Here is a 19,171-nt window from a genome sequence, read left to right on the forward strand (position 1 = left end):
ACGGTTTGAGACCTTGGTAAAAAAAATAAATTTTCACTCAGGCATTTAGGGGATTTCTTATAAGAATCTTCTTTCAGCAAACCGAACAAACCATAATCACCAAATATATCGACCGATTCCTTTTGTTAACGCTGGAAAAAGTGATTTGTTGGCAGCTGTAGACTGTTTTTAAAAGAAAATATGCTGTCGGACTTTGCCTTTCTTTCGTCAAACTGATAAACTGTTTGCCATTATTTTTGACCGGGGCATAAATTTTTCATGAAAGACGCAGAGCAGAGTAGTTGTTATACCGCTTCTTTCCCTTTATTTATGCCCGAAATTTGGCAGTCTGTCCGTTTTAAGCGGAACGGCTGCCTTTTTGTATTTTAAAGGAACGCAATCATTATGGATTTCAGTTGGTTGGCCGAGCCGCATACTTGGATAGGCTTTGCCACGCTTCTGGTTTTGGAAGTTGTTTTAGGTATTGATAACCTTGTTTTCGTAGCAATTTTGGCAAACAAGGTCAAACCGTCGCAACGGGATAGGGCGCGGATAACGGGCTTGGGTTTGGCTGTCGTTATTCGGATTTTCATGCTGGGCTTTATGGCGCACATCATGACGCTGACGCGTCCTTTGTTTGAGCTGGGCGGCTTGGAGATTTCCGGTAAAGACATGATTATGTTTGCCGGCGGTATTTTCCTGCTTTATAAAGCGACTACCGAGCTGCACGAACGCCTTGAAGGCCACAATCAATTTGCGGTTGCTGAAGGGCAGAAGAAGCATTCTTCTTTTTGGGGTGTTGTGGCGCAAATCTTGATTTTGGATGCGGTTTTCTCTATCGATTCTGTTATTACGGCAGTGGCGATGGTGGATCATATTGTGGTGGCAATGGGTGCAGTGGTTGTGGCGATGACGGTGATGATTTCCGCCAGCAAACTGTTGACCGCCTTTGTGGACAAGCATCCGACCGTAGTGATGTTGTGTTTGGGTTTCTTGTTGATGATTGGTTTCAGCCTGATTGCGGAAGCCTTCCATTTCCATATTCCGAAAGGCTATTTGTATGCGGCGATCGGCTTCTCGATTTTGATCGAACTGTTTAATCAGGTTTCGCAAAAGAATGCCCGCAAAAATGACTACATCAGCACTTCTTGGCGTAAGCGCACCGCTGAAAATGTGTTGGGCATGATGGGTATCCGCGAAAGCATTTTGGCAAAAGCAGGCGATAACGGCGGCGATGACGAGCATTTTGAAGAAAACGAAAAATCCATGATTCGCAGCGTGCTGACTTTGGCGGAGCGTCCGATTATGGGTGTGATGATTCCGCGTCGGGAAATTGAGAAATTGGATATTTCCCAAAGTCGGGAAGAGCAAAATGCGCAGTTGAAAAATACGCCGTATAGCCGTTTGTTGGTTGTCGGTAAGGCAGGTGTAGATGAGCCTTTGGGCTATATCAGTAAAAAAGATTTGCTGAACCAGCTGCTTGAATCGGGAGAAATCAATATTCAGACGGCCTTGCGCCAGCCGTTGATTTTGCCGGACAGTACGACGGCATTGAATGCGATTGAATTGTTCCGTCAAAGCAGCGCGGATTATGCCTTGGTGGTGGATGAGTTTGGTGCAGTGTTGGGTATGGTGACCATGAAAGATTTGTTGGAAACCATTGCCGGGGAATTCCCCGAGGAATTCGAGCGTGAGGAAGAAGAAGCTGCTCCAGCCAGTCAGGATGAAACGCTGTCTGTGGATGGTGCATTGGAGTATGTGGAATTGGCTTCTCAATTAAATTTGCCTGCCCAAGAGGAAGACGTTGACTTTCATACCGTTGCCGGCTTGATTATGGAAGAGTTGCAAAGTATTCCTGATGTGGGCGATTTCATCGATTATCACGGTTGGCGTTTTGAAGTGGTTGAAAAAGACGGACAACGGATTGCCCGTGTGAAAATCAACCGTTTGCCGGAAGAGGAATAAGTGAAGAGTTAGTATGGTAAAGGCCGTCTGAAAATGTTCAGACGGCCTTTTTATTTATCCGACTTTAGTTACCGTAATGTCCAGAGCCTAAAATCCGGTGTGAATGTGCGCCGGTTGCATGGTGGGGATTACTTGGAATTTGATTGCACCAACAGGCGGCAAGCCAGGCAAAAGCGGCGGCTTCGACCCATTGTGGGTCAAGATGGAGCTTGGCTGTGCTGTGCAATTGGGTGTCGGGAGAAAACAGGGTTTCTAAGTCTTGCATTAACACCGGATTGCGGATGCCACCACCACAGATATAAAGATGATGAATCGCCGGGGCAGCTTGTTTGGTCGCATCAAAAATGGTTTGTGCAGTATAAAAGACCAATGTGCGCATTACGTCTTCCGGCTTTTCATCACCTTTCAGACGGCCTTGAAGCCAGCTTAGGGAAAACAACTCTCGGCCTGTGCTTTTGGGATAAGGGCGGCTGAAATAAGGATGGTCGAGCAGGGAAGCGAGCAGGTCAGGGAGGATTTCGCCTTGTGCGGCTTTTTCCCCGTTTTTGTCGTAAGGCTGCTGCCAAATATGTTGCATCCATGCATCCATCAGCATATTGCCGGGGCCGGTATCGAAGCCGAAAGAAGGGCTGTCGGGCGGGAGGATGCTGATATTGGAAATGCCGCCAATATTGAGTACGGCTCGGGTTTCATTCGCATCTCGAAACAGTGCTTCGTGAAAGGCTGGGACGAGGGGCGCACCTTGGCCGTTGCAGGCAAGGTCGCGGCTGCGGAAGTCTCCGACCGTGAAAATGCCGGTCAGCTCGGCTAAAAGCGAGAGGTTGACCAGTTGAATGCTGTAACCGTGTTCAGGCGCGTGGCGGATGGTTTGTCCGTGGCAGCCGGTTGCGGCAATGTCTTTGGCAGACAGGTTTTGCTCTGTCAACAGTTGCTGTACGGTTTGGGCGTATAGGCGGCTGAGTGTTTGCGCCAGGATATTGCTTCTATGCAATTCATTTTCGCCTATGTCTTGCAGTGCCAACAATTCTTGGCGCAGGCCGTCTGAATAGGGTAGAAAACTGTGGGCGACGGCGCGTTGCCATTGTTTGCCCTGCATTTGAATCAGTACGGCATCGGCACCGTCCATGCTGGTTCCGGACATGATGCCGATATAGTATTGGGGTTGCATTTCGGTTACAGAAAGGGAAGGTAAAATGACATTTTAACGCCTTTTGACGTTTTTACGGGAATTTCGGCGTTTAATGTAAATAGTTGGTGCAAGAAAGATTACAAAGAGGTTAAAATAGCGCGACTCAACATGTTTTCCAAAAGGAAACTTTCCATGGCTCAAACTCAGTCGAGTGCGAACTTGAAGCTGATTAATACGGCTTTCGCCGCTATGCTTGTGAGCATGGTCGGCTATTTTATTTATTGGGGCCTGGGTTATACCCATTACAACCACTCCGGCCTGTTTATCCTTGCCACCTTTTTCGGCGTCTTCATGGCGTTTAATGTGGGCGGTAACGATATTGCCAACTCTTTTGGTACAAGTGTCGGCTCCGGCACATTGACCATTCCGCAAGCTTTGCTGATTGCGGCAGTATTTGAAGTCAGCGGCGCAGTGATTGCCGGCGGCGAGGTGACAGATACCATCCGCAAGGGTATTGTCGATTTGAATGCGATGCATTTGGATCCGATGCAGTTTGTCTTTATTATGATGTCTGCGCTTTTGGCTGCGGCATTGTGGCTGCTTTTTGCGTCGCACAAAGGCCTTCCTGTCTCGACAACGCATGCCATTATCGGCGGTATTGTCGGTAGTGCATTGTGCATGGCGACGTTAAACGGCGTAGATTCCGTTGCATTGATTCAGTGGGATAAATTGGGCGAGATTGCCTTATCTTGGATTTTGTCCCCGGTTTTGGGCGGCATCGTTTCCTATCTGTTGTTTTCACGAATTAAGAAAAATGTTTTGGATTACAACTCTTGGGCCGGCAATACGCTGAAAGGCATCAAACTGGAGAAGAAAGCCTATAAAGAAGAGCACCGCCAGTTTTTTGAGGCCTTAAGTGAATCTGAAAAAGTCGAATACGCCACCAAAATGGCGCACGATGCCCAAATTTATGATGAGCCGGACTTTGATCCCGAAGAGTTGCAGTCTGAGTATTATCGCGGCCTGTACCGCTTTGACAGCCGTAAGGGTGAAGTGGATTCTTACAAAGCCCTGCATTCCTGGGTGCCGTTTATTGCTTCTGTCGGCGGTATGATGATTGCGGCCATGTTGATTTTCAAAGGTCTGAAAAATCTGCATTTGGGCATGAGCAATGTCAACAGCTTCCTGACCATTTTCATGATCGGTGCGGCTATTTGGATGGGTACGTTTGTATTTGCCAAAAGTTTGAAACGCAAAGATTTGGATAAATCGACTTTCCAAATGTTCTCATGGATGCAGGTATTTACCGCTTGCGGTTTCGCATTCAGCCATGGTGCGAACGATATTGCCAATGCGATTGGTCCGTTTGCCGCGATTATGGATGTGCTGCGTACCAACAGCATTACTGCTCAAAACGCCGTGCCGCCGATTGCTATGTTGACTTTCGGTATCGCTTTGATCGTCGGTTTGTGGTTTGTTGGTAAAGAAGTGATTAAAACCGTAGGGACCAGCTTGGCGGAAATGCACCCTGCGTCAGGTTTTTCTGCAGAGCTTTCTGCCGCCGCCGTTGTGATGGCCGCATCATTTATGGGCTTGCCTGTTTCCAGTACCCATATCTTGGTAGGTGCCGTTTTGGGTATCGGCTTGGTTAACCGCAATGCCAACTGGAAATTGATGAAACCGATCGGCCTTGCTTGGGTCATTACCTTGCCTGCTGCTGCCGTTTTGTCTGTTGTCAGCTATTTGGTTTTGCAGGCCGTGTTTTAAGACTACTTGATTGAAAAAGGCCGTCTGAAAGATAGATTTCAGACGGCCTTTGCTTATTTTTGTAAAGGATAGATTTTAGTTTGTTTTAACGATGCATAAATCATGCTTTTCAATGTTTGAACTGATACAAGAATAATCAAGGTGATAGAGAAATACCTTATTGGGAATATTTTAGAAAAGATTTTTGGTTTCAAAACTTGGTTTGGTGAGGGCAAACAAAGCTATTTTTAATCAGTCCACTATAAGGTTAAGGCAATAAAAAACCCAATTCAACGACATTAAAGAAAGTCATTGAATCGGGGTCTTTATTTAGAACAAGCTATAACAGGCCGTCTGAACATTATTCAGCAGCGTTGTTGGTCTCCTCAGCTTGAGTAGGAGCCACTTCTGCTTCAGCGGCAGCTTTAGCGGCTTGGCGTTCGGCTTGTGCAGCCAATGCCTGTTGAACGGCAGGATGCTGTTGGGCGATGGTTTGCTCTTCTGCGCTGACTTCGCCTTTGAAGCGGTTGTTCAGGTCGAAACGTTTGCCGCCACGGGCCAAGGCTTTCAGATAGCGTGGGCGGCGGCAGTGGTTGGCCAGTACGCGTGCAATCAGTGCAGGGTCGTATTGGGGCAGGGCGGCAACCAAATCTTGGTCGATGCCGACAGCCAACGGTTTGAATCGTTTGAACACATCATATTTGCCGTAAATGTGGTCGGCAATCATGTCTGTTTGTTTTTTCTTGCTCATGGTTTGGACGGCAGATTTCAGCGCAGCGCCCAAAGCGGTTTCTTGTGCCATTGCGGTTGTATTCCTCTAATCTAAATCCGTATTTTCTTCATACGGCAATAAGGTGCTATTGTAGTATAAAGACTGTGATTTGGCTAAATTTTTCTGAGAATATTCAGAAATAAACGGTTATTTTCCCAGTTTGGCGATGTCCGGTGTATTGACCTGTACATCGGCATTTTGTGCACGATGGCGTAAGGCGTGGTCAATCAAGACCAATGCCAGCATGGCTTCGGCAATCGGAGCAGCGCGTAATCCGACGCAGGGGTCGTGGCGGCCGTGTGTGGCAAGCTCGACAGGATTGCCTTCTATATCGATGCTGCGGCGCGGTGTGGCGATGGAGCTGGTCGGTTTGATGGCAATATTCACATGAATGTCTTGCCCGGTGCTGATGCCGCCCAAGATGCCGCCTGAGTGATTGGATAGAAAACCTTGAGGTGTGAGCTCGTCGCCATGCTCGCTGCCGCGTTGCGTTACGCTATCAAAACCTGCGCCGATTTCTACGCCTTTGACGGCATTGATGCCCATCATGGCATAGGCAATTTCTGCATCGAGGCGGTCAAAAACCGGTTCGCCCAAGCCGACGGGGACGTTAGCCGCTTCGATATGCAGTTTTGCGCCGACAGAGTCCAATGCTTTGCGTACGCTGTCCATATAGTTTTCCAAGTCCTCAATTTGGCTTTGGTTGGCGGCAAAAAAAGGATTTTGGGAAATATATTCGTAACCTTCAAACTGGATTTCTTTTTCACCGACTTGGGTGACGTAGGCGGTAATTTCCGTGCCGAATTTTTCTTTCAGCCATTTTTTAGCGACTGCTCCCGCGGCAACACGTGCGGCGGTTTCGCGGGCGGAACTTCTACCGCCGCCGCGGTAGTCGCGTGTGCCATATTTGTGCCAGTAGGTGTAATCGGCATGGCCGGGACGGAAACTGGTGGCGATATTGCCATAGTCTTTGCTGCGTTGGTCGGTATTACGGATCAGGAGGGCGATAGGAGTGCCGGTGGTTTTGCCTTCGAATACGCCGGAGAGGATTTCGACTTGGTCGGCTTCGCGGCGTTGGGTAACGTGGCGGCTGGTGCCGGGTTTTCGGCGGTCAAGGTCAAATTGGATATCCGCTTCGCTCAATTCTAATCCGGGCGGACAGCCGTCGATGATGCAGCCCAAGCCTGCGCCGTGGCTTTCGCCGAAAGTGGTAACGGTAAAGATTTGTCCGAAAGTATTGCCTGCCATAGGGATACTCTTTTGAAATTGGGTTTGGAAATTTTTTGTTTGGATAATTCTCAGGCCGTCTGAACAGACGTGAGAACGAAATCAAAGATTCTCGTTTCATTGTTCAGACGGCCTTTTGAATTGACTGCTTAGTTCAATTTACCGTGGCACTGTTTGTATTTCAGGCCGCTGCCGCAAGGGCAAGGATCGTTGCGGTGAACAATCAGGCCGTTTTGTGCAAGCGCTTCAGGGCTGAAGTCGGTACCGTCAGGATCGAATGCTTCGGTCACCAAATCGGTTTGCGATTGGCCGAGCAATTCTTCCATATCGGGCGCGTCGGAGTGGACGGTTTGAACATCGCTGACGCTTTGTGCGGCGGTGTGGTCGTATTCGCTGTTGCGCTCGATTTGAACGGCAGTCAGCAAAGCGGCAATGTTTTGTTTGATGCTGCGCCACAGGTTTTCAAACATGATGAAAGCTTCACGTTTGTATTCTTGTTTCGGATTTTTCTGAGCATAGCTGCGCAGATGAATGCCTTGGCGCAGGTAGTCCATGGCGGCGAGGTGTTCGCGCCATTGGTTGTCGATAACTTGCAGCATAACGTTGCGTTCGAAATCCGACATGGCTTGTTTGCCGACCAATTCGACTTTCTCAGCATATTCGTCTTCGATGCGTTTGATGAGACGCTCTTTAATGTCTTGGTTGTCCAAAGTGCTGTCTTCTTTCAGCCAGCCTTTAATATCGACATGCAGGCGGAAATCGGCGGCAAGTTGGTGCTCAAGTGCCGGAATGTCCCATTGCTCTTCCATGCTGTCAGGCGGAATGTGGTAATCAACCAAGTCGCTGATAACGTCGGCGCGGATTTCGCGAGTCAAATCGCTGACGTCTTTAGTCGTCAGGATTTCGTTACGTTGATGGTAAATCACTTTACGTTGGTCGTTGGCAACGTCATCGTATTCCAAAACCTGTTTACGCATATCGAAGTTGCGGCCTTCGACTTTACGTTGCGCGCCTTCGATTTGACGGGTCAGCAGGCCGTGTTCGATGGCAACGCCGCGCTCGGGTGCCAGGCGGTTGAGGATGGCGGCGGCACGGTCGAGAGCAAAGAGGCGCAATAATGGGTCTTCAAACGACAGGTAGAAACGGCTAGAGCCTGGGTCACCCTGACGGCCTGCACGACCGCGCAATTGGTTGTCGATACGGCGGCTTTCGTGGCGTTCCGTACCGATAATGTGCAAACCGCCTGCGGCCACAACTTGGTCGTGTTCGGTTTGCCAGCCGCTTTCAAGGGCGGAAATTTGCGCTTGTTTTTGCTGTTCGCTCAGAGTTTCATCGGCGTGGATGGCTTCGATTTGATGTTTGAGGTTGCCGCCCAAGACAATATCGGTACCGCGGCCCGCCATGTTGGTGGCAACGGTAATTGCGCCGACTTTACCGGCTTGGGCCACAATCAATGCCTCGCGCTCGTGTTCTTTGGCGTTCAGAACGTTGTGCGGCAGACCGGCTTCGTGTAACAAACGGGAAACCAGTTCGGAGTTTTCGATGCTGGTGGTGCCGACCAAAACCGGTTGGCCGTTTTTGTGGCATTCAGCAATGTCTTTGACAACGGCTTCAAATTTTTCTTCGGCCGAGCGGAAGATTTGGTCGTTGAAGTCTTTGCGTTGTACCGGACGGTTGGTCGGGATGATGACGGTTTCGAGGTTGTAAATGCTTTGGAACTCGAAGGCTTCGGTGTCGGCCGTACCGGTCATGCCGGACAGTTTGCTGTACAGGCGGAAGTAGTTTTGGAAGGTAATAGATGCAAGCGTTTGGTTTTCGCGTTTGATTTCTACGCCTTCCTTGGCTTCAACGGCTTGGTGCAAGCCTTCGGACCAACGGCGGCCGGCCATCAGACGGCCTGTGAACTCGTCCACAATCACGATTTCTCCGTCTTGAATGACGTAGTGTTGGTCTTTGTGGAACAGGGTGTGCGCACGCAATGCCGCCATGAGGTGGTGCATCAGGGAAATATTGGCGGCAGAGTAGAGCGAGTCGTTTTCCTGCAATAAGCCCATTTGGGTCAGGATTTGCTCGGCGTGTTCGTGACCGGCTTCGCTCAGAATAACTTGGTGTGCTTTTTCATCTACCCAGTAATCGCCTTCGCCTTCTTCGGTTTCTTGGCGGATAAGGTGGGCCGGAACGGCATCCATCACGCGGTAGAGCTGGATGTTGTCATCTGCCTGGCCGGAAATAATCAGCGGCGTACGCGCTTCGTCGATCAAAATGGAGTCCACTTCGTCGACAACGGCAAAGTTCAATTCGCGCTGAACTTTGTCGTATTGGTCGGTCACCATATTGTCGCGCAGGTAGTCGAAGCCGAATTCGTTGTTGGTACCGTAAGTAATGTCGGCACCGTAAGCGGTTTGGCGTTCGAAAGGTTGCAAATCGGCTACGATCACGCCGACACTCAATCCTAAGAAATTGTACAACGGCTCCATAATGCCCGCGTCACGGGAGGCGAGGTAGTCATTGACGGTAACGACGTGTACACCTTTTCCTGACAATGCATTCAGGTAAACGGCAAGGGTGGCCACCAATGTCTTACCTTCACCGGTACGCATTTCGGCGATTTTGCCATGGTGCAGGACCATACCGCCGATCAGTTGTACATCGAAGTGGCGCATGCCCAATACACGGCGGGATGCCTCGCGGCAGACGGCAAAGGCTTCAACCAAAATATCATCTAGCGTTTGTCCGTCAGCGAGGCGTTGTTTGAATTCGGCGGTTTTGGCCTGTAAATCCGCGTCGCTCAACGCTTTCATCTGTTCTTCGAGTGCATTGATTTTAGCAACGGATTTACGATATTGTTTCAGCAGGCGGTCGTTGCGGCTGCCGAAGATTTTCTTAGCAATGTTTGTCAGCATGAATAATTCCTGCGCCTTGATATAATAGTGGGCGAAATTGGGATTTTAACACAAGCGCTTGTATAACGCGGTAATGCTGTTTGAAATAAAGGCGGTTTTGCCGTATTTCAATTGTAATGGTTTGGTTAATTTACTGAAAGGCCGTCTGAAATATATGGATTTAGCACAATTGGGCAAGCGCGACCGCTTATTGGAGGGCTTGTTGCAACAATCGCAACAATGGCGGAAATTGGATGCAAAAATCAAAACGGTTTTGCCGGTCAACCTGCATCCGCATTTTCAGACGGCCTGTGTTGAAGACGGAAGACTGGTTTTGCTGGCCGCCAACAATATGGCTGCTTCGCGTTTGAAAATGATCCTGCCCGCCATGTTGCCCAAGTTGCAAGCATTGCACGACGGAATACGGGAAGTGGCGGTCAGGGTGATCCCCAAACCTCCGTCCCAGCCAAAAACCAACAGCTTGCGATTGAGCGAGGCCGCTTTGGACAGCTTCGATGCGGCTGCGGCCAAATTGGAAGGCAGGCATCCCGAATTGGCAGCTGCATTGGCAGAATTGGTACGCAAACACAGCCGATAAAATCATGCCAAATGAGATTATGGTTAATAAATGTTAAAACTTATTTCATTTGACTGATAGCATCTAATACTAAAGAAATACGACCTAAACAGTAACTGTTTTCTTTTAGGTAAACTGATGTAAACTTGGCCTGAAACTTTGATTTCGTGTGAAGTTTGTAGCAAAATAACGCCTGAATTTCTTATCGTTCTGCGTGAAATAAGTTTAAGTCTGGCATTTGCCTTTGTTAATATATTCGCGCGGGTTCTATTAATAGAACTTAACAAGACTCTCATCATTAGGAGATACATCAATGAAAGCTTATCTGGCTCTGATTTCCGCTGCCGTTATCGGCTTGGCTGCATGCTCTCAAGAAGCTGCAAAACCTGCTGAAGCACCTGCTGCTTCCGCTGCTTCTGAAGCTGCTCCTGCAGAAACTACTGCACCTGCCGATGCTGCTCCTGCATCTGAAGCTGCTCCGGCCGATGCTGCCGCCGCTCCTGCTGCCGGCAACTGCGCGACTACTGTTGAAGCCAACGACGCTATGCAGTTCAACACTAAAGAAATCCAAGTAAGCAAAGCTTGTAAAGAATTCACCATCACTTTGAAACACACCGGTACCCAACCTAAAGAAAGCATGGGTCACAACATCGTCATCGGTAAAGCCGAAGACATGGACGGTATTTTCAAAGACGGTGCCGGTGCTGCTGCAACTGACTACGTTAAACCTGACGACGCACGCGTTGTTGCCCACACCAAACTGGTTGGCGGCGGCGAAGAAGCTTCCCTGACTCTGGATCCTGCTAAATTGGCCGGCGGCGAATACAAATTCGCTTGTACCTTCCCAGGTCACGGTGCTTTGATGAACGGTAAAGTTACTTTGGTTGACTAATCCGCTTTAAGCTTGAAAACAGACAGCCTGCCTTGCGCAGGCTGTTTTGTTATAATCTGGAAACATTAATTTAAGAATAAAACCTCAAAACCATGAATCCGTTTGAAACCAAAAGCGTTACTTTTGCCGAACCCATTGAAATGTTGTACGCCTGTCATGGTAAAGTGCGCCGTTTCTGCAGCCAGGTTGCCATGTTGTCGGACTATATTGCCGAAAACGGCTGCAATCAAATCGTTTTGCAAACCATCCGCCAGATTGCCCAATATTTTAATGTTGCCGCGCCGTTGCACCATGAAGACGAAGAAGAAAATTTCTTCCCGCTTCTATTGCAATATGCGCCGCAAGCTCAAGAAAGCGTTGACGAGCTGTTGCGCCAACATGTCAGCCTGCACAACAACTGGGCGGCAGTATCCGCCGAATTTGCCAAACTCGAAGCAGACAACGCCTATGTTCCTGATGCGGAAGCGTTCAAACGCTTTGTCGCAGGATATGATGTTCATCTGGCGATTGAAGAGCCGCTGTTTGATATGGGCAAAACCTTTATCCCCAAGGAAAAACTGACCGAAATCGGCGAAATTATGGCTGCACGCCGCCGCAAATAAGGCCGTCTGAAACAATCGTCTCAAGGATATATTATGCTGACCCCAAAAAGTTGCGATTTGTTCAATATTCCCTTTTTCCAATTTTCCCAGCTTAAAAAATACCAGCCTGAAAGTATTCCGCAAATTAAGGCCGACTATAAAGAAAACTGGCAGGTATGGCAGCAGCTGATCCAGCAGGTTGCCGCCGAATTGGGTGCGCCGTTTGCGCCGCCGCATATCGAACGCTGGTGTAACGGCTGGCAGGTCCGCGCCCATTTCTTTGCCTATTTCAAATACGAACAATATAAAAATTCCGCAGCAATTTTATCGATTTTGCTCAACCGCCGCCGTTTGAGCGTCAGCTTGGATTGGCACTGCTATAAAGCCGATGTTTCCCCTATTGCGTTGCCTGATTACAACCGCTGGCTGGATAATTTTGATACTGAAAAATACGCTTCCTTCGATATGTGGCACGGTGCGGAAAGTGAATATGACGATTATCGTACCGTTGCCCAACAAAGCGACGGCGATAGAAAGCTTCGAGACGACAAAGATTTCTTCTGTATCGGCAAACACATCGAACGCGATGATTTGGGCAAGCAGGATGTCGCGAAATGGATAGTGGAAACAGTGGAAGACTTACTGCCGCTGTATGAAGCTTGTCATGGAAAATAACTCAGGACGCAGAAAGACAAACTGCCCATTCAGTATCTTTAAATAAACTCAAGGCCGTCTGAAAATCATATTCAGAACGTTTCAGACGGCCTGTTTTTCAAAGTGAACACAATGACCGAAACCCAATCCCTAGAACTCGCCAAAGCGTTGATTTCCCGCCCGTCCGTTACACCGGATGACCAAAATTGCCAACAACTGCTGGCCGAACGCCTGCAAAAAATCGGTTTTGCCGTAGAAGAGCTTCATTTCGGCGACACCAAAAACATTTGGTTGCGCCGCGGTACACAGGCTCCGGTGTTCTGCTTTGCCGGACATACCGACGTCGTGCCGACAGGTCCTGTTGAAAAATGGGATTCGCCTCCGTTTGAACCGACCGAGCGTGAAGGCCGTTTGTATGGTCGCGGTGCAGCGGATATGAAAACCAGCATTGCCTGTTTCGTTACCGCCTGCGAGCGTTTCGTTGCCGAACATCCCGATCATCAAGGCAGCATTGCGCTCCTGATTACTTCGGACGAAGAGGGCGATGCGCTGGATGGCACGACCAAAGTCGTCGATGTGTTGAAAGCGCGCGGCGAATTGATTGATTACTGTATCGTCGGCGAACCGACTGCCGTGGATAAATTGGGCGATATGTTGAAAAACGGCCGCCGCGGCTCGTTGTCGGGCAATCTGACCGTCAAAGGCAAGCAAGGCCATATTGCCTATCCGCATTTGGCCATCAATCCCGTGCATACTTTTGCTCCGGCCTTGCTGGAGCTGACGCAGGAAGTTTGGGACGAGGGCAACGAATACTTCCCGCCGACCAGTTTCCAAATTTCCAATATTAACGGCGGCACAGGCGCGACCAATGTGATTCCAGGCGAGCTGAACGTCAAATTCAATTTCCGCTTTTCTACCGAGTCCACCGAAGAAGGGCTGAAACAACGCGTCCACGCCATTTTGGACAAACACGGTGTGCAATACGATTTGCAGTGGTCTTGTTCAGGCCAACCGTTCCTGACTCAGGCAGGAAAACTGACCGACGTGGCACGCGAAGCCATTGCCGAGATTTGTGGCGTTGAGGCCGAATTGTCCACCACTGGCGGCACTTCGGACGGACGCTTCATCAAGGCCATTGCCAAAGAACTCATCGAATTAGGCCCGTCCAACGCGACCATCCACCAAATCAACGAAAACGTACGTTTGGAAGATATTCCGAAGCTGTCGGCGGTGTATGAGGGTATGTTGAAACGCTTGTTGAAGTGAAAAGGCCGTCTGAAAACGACAGAAAGGTTATTACTCCGCCAAAATCGGCATATATTGAGGCAATACCTTAAGGAACATCCTACGACGGTTCAATCAATTCTTTATCATAATAAGAATGGCAATGGATACGGGGACACATTTTCAGGAAGGTAGATTTTTATTAAGTCTTTTTATTGATAGGGCATTCCATTCAATTTTCTTAAGTGATATTGTGATACCAACTCGTTGATAAGGAGAAATAATGATGAAGTACGATAATTTTTTCTTTCCTACAGATGATCTGGCTACCAGTTGCCGTTTTTACCAAGATGTACTGGATTTGCCCGTTAAATTCGACTTTTCCGAAAGTGGCATGGTTGCTTTTCGGGTGGGTGAAGAAGAAGCTGCCATCATTCTCAAAGAGCGGAATAAATTTCCCAATATGACACCTGCTGTGTGGATTGAAGTGGATGATGTGCAGGCGAAGTATGCGGCGTTACAGGGTAGAAATATCCGTTTTCTAAGTGAACCTTTCCGTATTCGTACCGGATGGGCTGTGGAATTTTTTGATCCGTCGGGTAATCGTTTGGGGTTTGTTGATTATCGGGAGTAAATGCAGATGATTACTCTGCCTTCTTTAGATGCGCTTCCATCAAAGTGGAATGAAATCCGCGAGCGACTGGAAACCGATTTTTCCACCGGCTTCGAAGCCTTGCTGCACGAGCGTCTTACGGGACACGAAGCCAAGCAGCTTGAGCAGGATTTTATCGACAGTATCGGTTGCGCCCCTGAAGAATATGTCCGTACCCGCCGAACCATCCGACTGTTGGAAAAGCGTTATCCGGATAGTCCGAACGAACTGACTGCAGCCGCGCTTGCCACGCCTTTGGGCGAGATGTTGGCGGTGTTCGGTGGCAAGGGTTTGTGTCTGCTGGAATTTGTCGGTCAGAAACAGCTAGGGCAGGAAATCACGGCTGTCCAAAAAGCTTTGCACGGACAGTTTATTTTTCAAGAAAATGAGCAAACGCAACTTTTGCGCCAAGAATTGGATTTATACTTCCAAGGCCGTCTGAAAGTTTTTGCGACGCCTTTGGAAACGATAGGCACGGCCTTTCAGCAGCAGGTATGGAATGCGTTGCTGACTATTCCTTACGGCGAAACGCGCAGCTACAAGGAGCAGGCACAGCAGTTGGGTAATCCTAAGGCCATTCGCGCCGTTGCCGCTGCCAACGGGCAGAACAAAGTGTCTATCCTGATTCCCTGCCATCGCGTTATCGGCAGCGACGGCAAACTGACCGGCTACGCAGGCGGTTTGAACCGCAAACAATCGTTGCTTGCCTTGGAGCGAGGCGAGGTTCAGACGGCCTTGTTTTGAGTTTTGATAGAGGATAAGGGGCCATGCTTCGGGCAGGCTTCGCACGTTAAAAAATTGAGCAGCAGAAGGTCGGTGGAAGCCCGACGAAATCTGCACGGAGAAAAATGTTGGGCAACGCCCACGCTAGAAAAGAGAAATACGACATGAGCCTGAAAAACCGCCATTTCCTGAAACTTTTGGATTTCACGCCCGAAGAAATCACCGTCTACCTCGACCTTGCCGCCGAATTGAAAGCCGCTAAAAAAGCAGGAAACGAGGTGCAGCGGATGCAGGGAAAAAACATTGCCCTGATTTTTGAGAAAACATCGACCCGCACCCGTTGCGCGTTTGAAGTGGCCGCACGCGACCAAGGGGCAGGAGTAACTTATCTGGAGCCTTCTGCCAGCCAAATCGGGCATAAGGAAAGCATTAAGGATACGGCGCGTGTTTTAGGGCGGATGTTTGACGGCATCGAGTATCGCGGCTTTGGACAGGATGTGGTGGAAGAGCTGGCCAAGTATGCAGGCGTGCCTGTGTTCAATGGTTTGACCAACGAGTTCCACCCGACTCAAATGCTTGCTGATGCACTGACGATGCGCGAGCATAGCGACAAGCCTTTGAACCAAATTGCGTTTGCCTATGTCGGTGATGCGCGTTACAACATGGCCAATTCGTTGCTGGTGTTGGCTGCGAAACTGGGCATGGACGTGCGTATCGGTGCGCCGAAAAGCCTGTGGCCGTCTGAAAACATTATCGAGACGGTGCAGGCTGTTGCCAAAGAGACCGGTGGACGGATTCTGTTGACAGAGAATGTGAAAGAAGCCGTAAAAGGCGTGGATTTTATCCATACCGATGTGTGGGTCAGCATGGGTGAGCCTAAAGAGGCGTGGCAGGAACGTATCGATTTGCTGAAAGATTACCGCGTTACGCCTGAGCTGATGGCGGCGGCGGAAAATCCGCAAGTCAAGTTTATGCATTGCCTGCCTGCTTTCCATAATCGCAAAACCAAAGTCGGCGAGTGGATTTATGAGACATTCGGCCTGAATGGTGTGGAAGTAACGGAAGAAGTCTTTGAAAGCGAAGCCAGCATCGTGTTTGATCAGGCAGAAAACCGGATGCACACGATTAAAGCGGTGATGGTAGCGGCATTGGGCGATTGATTTTGCGCTCAACATTGCTTACCGCTTCATTTAATAGAGATTAAATAAAGGCCGTCTGAAAGAAAGAATTTCAGACGGCCTTGTTGTTGGATTGGGATTTATTGCCAAATCAGGACTTTGGGTTCGGGCGTCACTCGATAGCCTTCTTGACGCAATAGTTCGATTAATCCTTTTTCGCTGGGTAAATGGGCAATGCCGACGGCAAAGATGGTGCTTTGTTTGGCGGATTGCTTGCGGATTTTAGGCAGCCATGCCTGGTTGCGGCGGATCAGGAGATCGTTTTTCAGCCAATCGTACATGGCTTTGGCGTACTTAGTATCAACACGTTTGAGGGTGCGTTGTTCGGTTTCTTCCAAAAGTGGAATGAGTTCTTCAAAGCGGCCGTCTGAATAAGCTTGATGGAGTTTTTTGACATCTTCGGTTTCTTCTTTATTGGTTTTAATGCTGGCTTTCAGAAAGTTGATCATGGTTTCTTCTGGCTGTGCTTTGAAGATTGCGGAAACTTCGTCCAAGCTTTCTAATGAACCACGCGGTTTGTTGATATTGACTGCTGCGTTGGTCAGCAACATATCTGCACCGGTTTCTGAGCTATATCCTTGGGGAAATGCGCTGCCGGCAAAAACCAATGCTGCCCACGGGTGGAGTTTGTCGGCAATTTTGGCGATGGGTCGGCTTTCTTCATTTTGTGAATAGATTTCTTGTAAAAGACGGAAATCTGCTTTTCCAAGCTTGCGGCTGAGCGGTTCGGTACTCATGACTTCTTTGAAGTATTTTTGATACATTTTTTTTGTTTCCGGACTGCTGTCCGGCAATGCGTCAACTTCTGTGGTCAGTTGGTCGGCGGATTGCAACAGTTTGAGGGCATCGGAAGACAAGGTTTGATTGGTTTGCCCCATGTGGATGGTGCCGAGCAGATAGGAATCGGGTTGGCCTTCTTTACTGATTTTCCAAACATTGCTGGTGAGTTTGGGCTGCTGCCAGTTGAGTTCGGTAGGTTTGCTGTCGGGTGAAGTTGAGGCGGGTTTGCAGGCACCCAGGGCAAGGGCGGTCAATGGCACAAGCAGGCAGGCGAGCAGTCTTTTCATGTTTTTCCTTTTGGTGTGTGTGGTGAGGGCGGTTTAGAAATCGAGCAGATTTTGAACCGGTTGTTCGCCCGTGTCGGGCTTTTCTATTTTGCGGTTGCGGATTTTGGCTTTCCTGAGAGACAGAAGGTGCATGACTTGATGCTTTTGGCTGTCGGTCATCTGGAGCCAGTACAAGCGCTCTTCCCGACTGCGCAGGCAGCCTTTGCAATAACCTTTGGCATTGGCTTCGCAGACACCTATACAGGGACTGGGGATGGGGAAGAAATCGGGTTGATCCATTTTGTTGCTTTTGATGTGAAAAAAGGCCGTCTGAAATATAACACATACTTTCAGACGGCCTAAGTGTTTATACGGTTTGTGAATATTTGGCTTTGGTTTCTTTATGGCGCAGATGATAGTCGAACACCATGGCGATGTTGCGGATCAGGAAACGTCCCTTCGGCGTAACGGTCAGGCCGTGCGGTTTGAGGCGGACCAGGCCGAGGGTTTCCAGTTGCTTCATATCTTCCAGTTCGGCTGCAAAATAACGGCTAAACGGAATGCCGAACACGCTTTCGTAAATCCGATAGTCGAGCGAGAAGCGGCACATCAAATCCTGAATGATGTTGCGGCGCAAAATGTCGTCTTGATTGAGCTGGTAGCCGCGCATGATGGGCAGGTGTCCGGCGTCGAGTGCGGCGTAATAGGCATCGATATCGCGCTCGTTTTGGGAGTAGGTGCTGCCGATTTTGCCGATAGAGGACACGCCGATCGCCACCAAGTCGCAGTCGGCATAGGTGGAATAACCTTGGAAATTTCGTTGCAGGAAACCTTCTTTGAGTGCGATGGAGAGCTCGTCGTCAGGTTTGGCAAAGTGGTCCATGCCGATGAAAACGTAGCCTCGCTCAGTCAGGGTTTGAACGCAATATTGCAGCATATCGAGTTTTTCTTCACTGCCGGGTACGACATTGGTGTCGATACGGCGTTGCGGTTTGAAGATATGCGGCAGGTGGGCGTAGTGGTAGAGGGCGAGGCGGTCGGGGTCGAGGGACAAGACCGTGTCAATGGTGGTTTTGATGCTTTCGGTGTTTTGGTGCGGAAGGCCGTAAATCAAATCGACACTGACGGATTTGAACCCTGCTTCGCGGGCGGCATCGATGACTTCTTTGGTTTCTTCGTAACTTTGGATACGGTTGACGGCTGCCTGCACTTTAGGATCGAAGTCTTGAATGCCGACGCTCATGCGGTTGAAGCCGAGTTTGCCCAATTTGAGGACGGTCTCGCGGCTGACTTTGCGCGGGTCTATTTCGATGGAGTATTCGCCGTTGGGGATGAGCTGGAAGTATTTGCGGATCATTTCGAAGACGCGTTCGAGTTGGTCGTCGCTTAGGAATGTCGGCGTACCGCCGCCGAAGTGGAGTTGCGCAAGCTGGTGTCGTCCGCCCAAATGCGGTGCCAGCAATTCCATTTCTTTTTCCAGATACTGGATATAGGCATCGGCACGGCTTTTGTCTTTGGTAATGATTTTATTGCAGCCGCAGTAGTAGCAGATGGTATTGCAGAAGGGAATGTGGATGTAGAGTGAAAGGGGTTTGTTGAGCGCGCCCATGTTGCGCAGGTTTAAAGCTTGGATATATTCGGCTTCTTTAAAGCCTTCATGGAAGCGGTCGGCGGTCGGATAGGATGTATAACGCGGACCGCTTGATGGCAAACTGGCAATCAATTCGCGGTCGAATTCCGGTAATTCATTGTTTGTGTTGGTGTTATTTGAGATGGGGATGATTTTCATGGTCGGGGCTTGTAGTATGAAGTAAGGAAATTAGGGAAAATTTTAGTCAAAATTTCGATAGTTTGGTAGAATGCCTCATAATGATATGCCGACTTTGATATGGGTCAATAGTTATTCGGCTTAATCAGGGATTGAGAGAACTAAGCAAATTAAAG

The 19,171-nt window shown here is 49.1% G+C and carries 17 protein-coding genes; 10 read left to right on the plus strand and 7 right to left on the minus strand.

Annotated features, from left to right (window positions below):
• The first annotated feature begins 384 nt into the window (after positions 1 to 384).
• On the plus strand, positions 385 to 1,944 hold the full coding sequence (locus ACTHUG_RS02550) for a TerC family protein (RefSeq protein WP_440386100.1): 1,560 nt from the start codon (positions 385 to 387) through the stop codon (positions 1,942 to 1,944).
• 64 nt (positions 1,945 to 2,008) lie between these two features.
• Here the strand turns inward: ACTHUG_RS02550 and ACTHUG_RS02555 are convergent, their stop codons facing one another.
• Positions 2,009 to 3,112, minus strand: coding sequence for an anhydro-N-acetylmuramic acid kinase (locus tag ACTHUG_RS02555; protein WP_440386102.1), 1,104 nt, complete (start codon positions 3,110 to 3,112; stop codon positions 2,009 to 2,011).
• A 153-nt stretch (positions 3,113 to 3,265) separates the two neighbouring features.
• Between ACTHUG_RS02555 and ACTHUG_RS02560 the strand changes: the two genes are divergently transcribed.
• Positions 3,266 to 4,840, plus strand: a complete 1,575-nt coding sequence (locus ACTHUG_RS02560) for an inorganic phosphate transporter (protein WP_003748724.1) — start codon at positions 3,266 to 3,268, stop codon at positions 4,838 to 4,840.
• Between the two features lie 340 nt (positions 4,841 to 5,180).
• On the opposite strand, the gene ACTHUG_RS02565 is transcribed toward ACTHUG_RS02560, so the two are convergent.
• From ACTHUG_RS02565 to secA, 3 genes are all read right to left on the minus strand, one after another.
• The gene (locus tag ACTHUG_RS02565; RefSeq protein ID WP_003748722.1) at positions 5,181 to 5,621 is read right to left on the minus strand and encodes a ProQ/FINO family protein; all 441 of its coding nucleotides are present in this window, start codon (positions 5,619 to 5,621) and stop codon (positions 5,181 to 5,183) included.
• A gap of 117 nt (positions 5,622 to 5,738) precedes the next feature.
• Entirely contained in the window at positions 5,739 to 6,839 is a 1,101-nt protein-coding gene (gene aroC / locus ACTHUG_RS02570; protein WP_440386103.1) for a chorismate synthase, read from the minus strand.
• Positions 6,840 to 6,967: 128 nt separating this feature from the next.
• Positions 6,968 to 9,721 (minus strand): preprotein translocase subunit SecA, encoded by a 2,754-nt coding sequence (gene secA / locus ACTHUG_RS02575; protein WP_188213527.1) that lies wholly within the window; start codon positions 9,719 to 9,721, stop codon positions 6,968 to 6,970.
• Between the two features lie 154 nt (positions 9,722 to 9,875).
• On the opposite strand from secA, the gene ACTHUG_RS02580 reads away from it, so the two are divergent.
• The 8 genes from ACTHUG_RS02580 to argF all read left to right on the plus strand — a co-directional run bounded on the left by ACTHUG_RS02580 (position 9,876) and on the right by argF (position 16,163).
• Positions 9,876 to 10,298 (plus strand): DciA family protein, encoded by a 423-nt coding sequence (locus tag ACTHUG_RS02580; protein ID WP_440386104.1) that lies wholly within the window; start codon positions 9,876 to 9,878, stop codon positions 10,296 to 10,298.
• A gap of 292 nt (positions 10,299 to 10,590) precedes the next feature.
• Positions 10,591 to 11,169, plus strand: coding sequence for an azurin (gene azu, locus ACTHUG_RS02585; RefSeq protein WP_003748712.1), 579 nt, complete (start codon positions 10,591 to 10,593; stop codon positions 11,167 to 11,169).
• A gap of 92 nt (positions 11,170 to 11,261) precedes the next feature.
• Complete coding sequence (locus ACTHUG_RS02590; protein WP_070836867.1) at positions 11,262 to 11,771, plus strand: hemerythrin domain-containing protein; 510 nt, start codon at positions 11,262 to 11,264, stop codon at positions 11,769 to 11,771.
• A 33-nt stretch (positions 11,772 to 11,804) separates the two neighbouring features.
• The gene (locus tag ACTHUG_RS02595) at positions 11,805 to 12,425 is read left to right on the plus strand and encodes a glucose-6-phosphate 1-dehydrogenase family protein (protein ID WP_004519621.1); all 621 of its coding nucleotides are present in this window, start codon (positions 11,805 to 11,807) and stop codon (positions 12,423 to 12,425) included.
• Between the two features lie 111 nt (positions 12,426 to 12,536).
• Positions 12,537 to 13,670 (plus strand): succinyl-diaminopimelate desuccinylase, encoded by a 1,134-nt coding sequence (gene dapE / locus ACTHUG_RS02600; protein WP_440386105.1) that lies wholly within the window; start codon positions 12,537 to 12,539, stop codon positions 13,668 to 13,670.
• Positions 13,671 to 13,911: 241 nt separating this feature from the next.
• Positions 13,912 to 14,262, plus strand: a complete 351-nt coding sequence (locus ACTHUG_RS02605; protein WP_440386106.1) for a VOC family protein — start codon at positions 13,912 to 13,914, stop codon at positions 14,260 to 14,262.
• A 6-nt stretch (positions 14,263 to 14,268) separates the two neighbouring features.
• On the plus strand, positions 14,269 to 15,024 hold the full coding sequence (locus ACTHUG_RS02610) for a methylated-DNA--[protein]-cysteine S-methyltransferase (RefSeq protein ID WP_440386159.1): 756 nt from the start codon (positions 14,269 to 14,271) through the stop codon (positions 15,022 to 15,024).
• 143 nt (positions 15,025 to 15,167) lie between these two features.
• Positions 15,168 to 16,163 carry an ornithine carbamoyltransferase gene (argF, locus tag ACTHUG_RS02615; protein ID WP_314060558.1) on the plus strand — a complete coding sequence of 332 codons (996 nt, stop codon included), beginning with the start codon at positions 15,168 to 15,170 and terminating at the stop codon, positions 16,161 to 16,163.
• A gap of 98 nt (positions 16,164 to 16,261) precedes the next feature.
• On the opposite strand, the gene ACTHUG_RS02620 is transcribed toward argF, so the two are convergent.
• The 3 genes from ACTHUG_RS02620 to hemN all read right to left on the minus strand — a co-directional run bounded on the left by ACTHUG_RS02620 (position 16,262) and on the right by hemN (position 19,016).
• A complete protein-coding gene (locus tag ACTHUG_RS02620; protein ID WP_440386107.1) occupies positions 16,262 to 17,248 on the minus strand; it encodes a TraB/GumN family protein in 987 nt (328 codons plus the stop codon).
• A 33-nt stretch (positions 17,249 to 17,281) separates the two neighbouring features.
• On the minus strand, positions 17,282 to 17,527 hold the full coding sequence (locus tag ACTHUG_RS02625; RefSeq protein ID WP_440386108.1) for a DUF1289 domain-containing protein: 246 nt from the start codon (positions 17,525 to 17,527) through the stop codon (positions 17,282 to 17,284).
• 67 nt (positions 17,528 to 17,594) lie between these two features.
• On the minus strand, positions 17,595 to 19,016 hold the full coding sequence (gene hemN / locus ACTHUG_RS02630; RefSeq protein WP_440386109.1) for an oxygen-independent coproporphyrinogen III oxidase: 1,422 nt from the start codon (positions 19,014 to 19,016) through the stop codon (positions 17,595 to 17,597).
• Between the last annotated feature and the right edge of the window lie 155 nt (positions 19,017 to 19,171).

This window comes from Neisseria sp. P0022.S009, from assembly GCF_051956675.1.
Taxonomy (GTDB): Bacteria; Pseudomonadota; Gammaproteobacteria; order Burkholderiales; family Neisseriaceae; genus Neisseria.